This window comes from Sulfurovum sp. bin170 (genome assembly GCF_010892395.1).
Taxonomy (GTDB): domain Bacteria; phylum Campylobacterota; class Campylobacteria; order Campylobacterales; family Sulfurovaceae; genus UBA1140.
In genome coordinates this window covers 1-2801 of sequence record NZ_JAACKB010000437.1, presented here as the reverse complement: position 1 = coordinate 2801, position 2801 = coordinate 1, and the positions used below count along the sequence as shown (strand labels likewise).

Annotated in this window: 2 protein-coding genes; one reads left to right on the top strand and one right to left on the bottom strand. The window is 38.9% G+C overall.

Going from position 1 to position 2801, the window contains the following annotated elements:
- A partial coding sequence (locus tag GSY74_RS10350; protein ID WP_164665024.1) for an AMP-binding protein occupies nucleotides 1–2083 on the top strand: 2083 nt, incomplete at its 5' end.
- Nucleotides 2084–2210: 127 nt separating this feature from the next.
- Here GSY74_RS10350 and GSY74_RS10345 read toward each other — a convergent pair.
- Nucleotides 2211–2684, bottom strand: coding sequence for a tetratricopeptide repeat protein (locus GSY74_RS10345; RefSeq protein WP_164665023.1), 474 nt, complete (start codon nucleotides 2682–2684; stop codon nucleotides 2211–2213).
- Nucleotides 2685–2801 lie beyond the last annotated feature (117 nt).

Genomic DNA, 2801 nt, shown 5'->3' with positions numbered 1-2801 from the left:
CTCGTTTTTGGACTGGGCATTTTTGCAGATTGCCTACCCTAAACAGATTCGATTTGTGATAGATAGAAGCTATTATAATATCTGGTATCTCAAACCTATATTTAAATTCTTTGATGCAATCCCAATCTCTACTAGAGGTGGTAAAAAAGCACTCTCTTTGGTAAGTGAAGCTCTAAATAACGGTGAGACGGTTGCACTTTTTCCAGAGGGTCATCTCTCCCGAAATGGTCACCTTGGGAAGTTTCAAAAAGGTTTTGAACTCGCCACTGCTGATGTGACTAGAAATGCGATTATAATTCCATTTTACCTTCGTGGACTCTGGGAAGGTGGATTCTCTCACGCTTCTAGCAAGATGAAAAACAGAAAGCTAAGAGATGTAGGTGTGGCATTTGGCAAACCGATGCCTATTAATAGTAAGGCAAATGAGGTCAAAGAGGCAGTGTTCAAGCTATCCATAAGCTCATGGCACTCATACACTTCGCGTCTGCCATCTCTGCCAAAAGCTTGGATAAAAGAGGCAAAAAAAGTAGGTCACAGGCTCTGTGTGGCAGACTCTATTGGTGTCCAACTTGGAGGTTATCGTTTTATCACTGCTGTTCTATTGATGAGAAGAGCTTTCAAAAAACTTCTAGGGGAGGAGCAGAATATTGGTCTTATCGTACCAACCAGTGCAGGGGGGTCTATTGCCAATATGGCGACGCTGACATTGGGAAAAACCATCGTTAATCTAAACTACTCTAGTGGAATAGATAGCCTCAAACACGCCATTAAGTTGGCAGATATAAAACAGATAATAAGCTCCAAACAGTTTATGACCAAACTCAAAGCAAAAGGTTTTGACCTTGATGAGTCTTTGGAGAGTGTAGAGGTGATATATCTGGAAGATTTAAAAGCTAAAATGAGTAAATCATCTCAACTTCTGACATTTATGATGGCAAGATTCTTGCCAACTTCTCTATTGAGTATTCTATTTGTCAAAAATAGACCTGTTGACTCAACCGCAGCGATTCTCTTCTCTAGTGGGAGCGAGGGAACTCCAAAAGGGATAGAGCTAACACATCAAAATCTGATGGGAAATATTAAGCAGATAGCTACTCTAATGAATCCAAATGATGAGGATGTTATGTTGGGAACTCTACCGATATTTCACTCATTTGGTTTGACTGTCTCGACACTCTTCCCACTAATAGAGGGAGTTCCTGTGGTCTGTCATCCTGACCCTACTGATGGTCTAGGAATTGGAAAACTCTCAGCAAAATACAACGCAACGATTCTTTTTGCAACAGCTACATTCTATAGATTATATGCGAGAAATAGAAAGATACATCCTCTGATGTTTGATAAGTTACGCTTTGTTATTGCAGGAGCAGAGAAGTTGCCAAAAGAGATAGCAGAGCTGTTTAAGTCTAAGTTTGGAAAGACCATCTTGGAGGGGTATGGAACGACAGAGACCACACCTGTCGCTAGTTGTAATATTCATGATGCTATAGACCCTGATGACTACCATGTACAAGTTGGAAATAGAGCAGGGAGTATCGGTTTGGCTCTGCCTGGAAGTAGCTTTATGATAGTTGACCCAGATACATTCAAACCTCTGCCAACAGGAGAGGATGGGATGATGCTTATCGGTGGTACGCAGGTGATGAAAGGTTATTTGGGAGATGAGGAGAAGACCAAATCGGTGATTAAAATGATAGATGGGATTCGTTGGTATGTCACTGGCGATAAAGGTCATGTCGATGAGGATGGATTTGTAACGATTGTTGATAGATATAGCCGTTTTGCTAAGCTTGGTGGGGAGATGGTGAGTCTTGGATTAGTCGAGAGTGAGATTGGAAAGCTGTTGGGTGAAGATGACCAGATTTCTGTAACGGCTATTCCTGATGCTAAAAAAGGGGAGAAGTTGGTGTTGCTTTTGGAGGGTGAAAAAGATTTGGATGAGTTAAAAAGGGAGATTAAAGGGCTTGGCATAAATCCTCTGTATGTTCCGAGTAGTTATTTTAAAGTGGATGAGATTCCTAAACTTGGGACGGGTAAGGCTGATTTTAAGGGGGCTAAACGATTGGCTCTTGAATTGGTGTAGGGGCAGACCGATGTGTCTGCCCTATGTTCGCATACAAAAATGTTAATAATTTCAAAAAAATATATCTAAATTTATAGATTGGTTTACATTAAAGGCATTGGGTAGACACATTGGTCTACCCCTACGGCTATCTCATACTATAGTGGTTACCCTTGTTCGCATGAGGGAAAAGAACTTTCTCAACTTTAGATAGATGATAAACAGCTTTTGAGTAACCAGCTTTAGAAGCGAGTTTAAACCAGTATCTAGCAAGATGAAGCTGTTTTTTTACCCCTCTACCTTGGAGAAAAGATAGACCCATGTAGTATTTAGCTTCAGCATGACCATTTCTAGCAGCTTTATGAAACCAATTAAAAGCAGTTCTCTCATTTTTTGCAACTCCATTACCAGAAGCATACATCATAGCCAAGTCAAATTGAGCAACAACATTACCTTTTTTAGCTGCTCTAGTAGCAAAGAATAATTTTTTAGAACCATTTTTAACATTTTGTTGGTGAGCAGAAGAGACTCTCATATCTCTAGCATGTTGATACATATCAGTTGTTTTAGCGTTTAGGTTGATAGAGGCTAGAAGTAAGATTGCGATAAGTAGAGTTTTCATTTTAAATCCTTTAATTGTTTCTTAAGCATAGTATATAACATAAAACATTATGTTAAACTTATATTTATTAAAAAAATAACAAAAAAAATCATTAATATTAAAATTTAAATAATATTT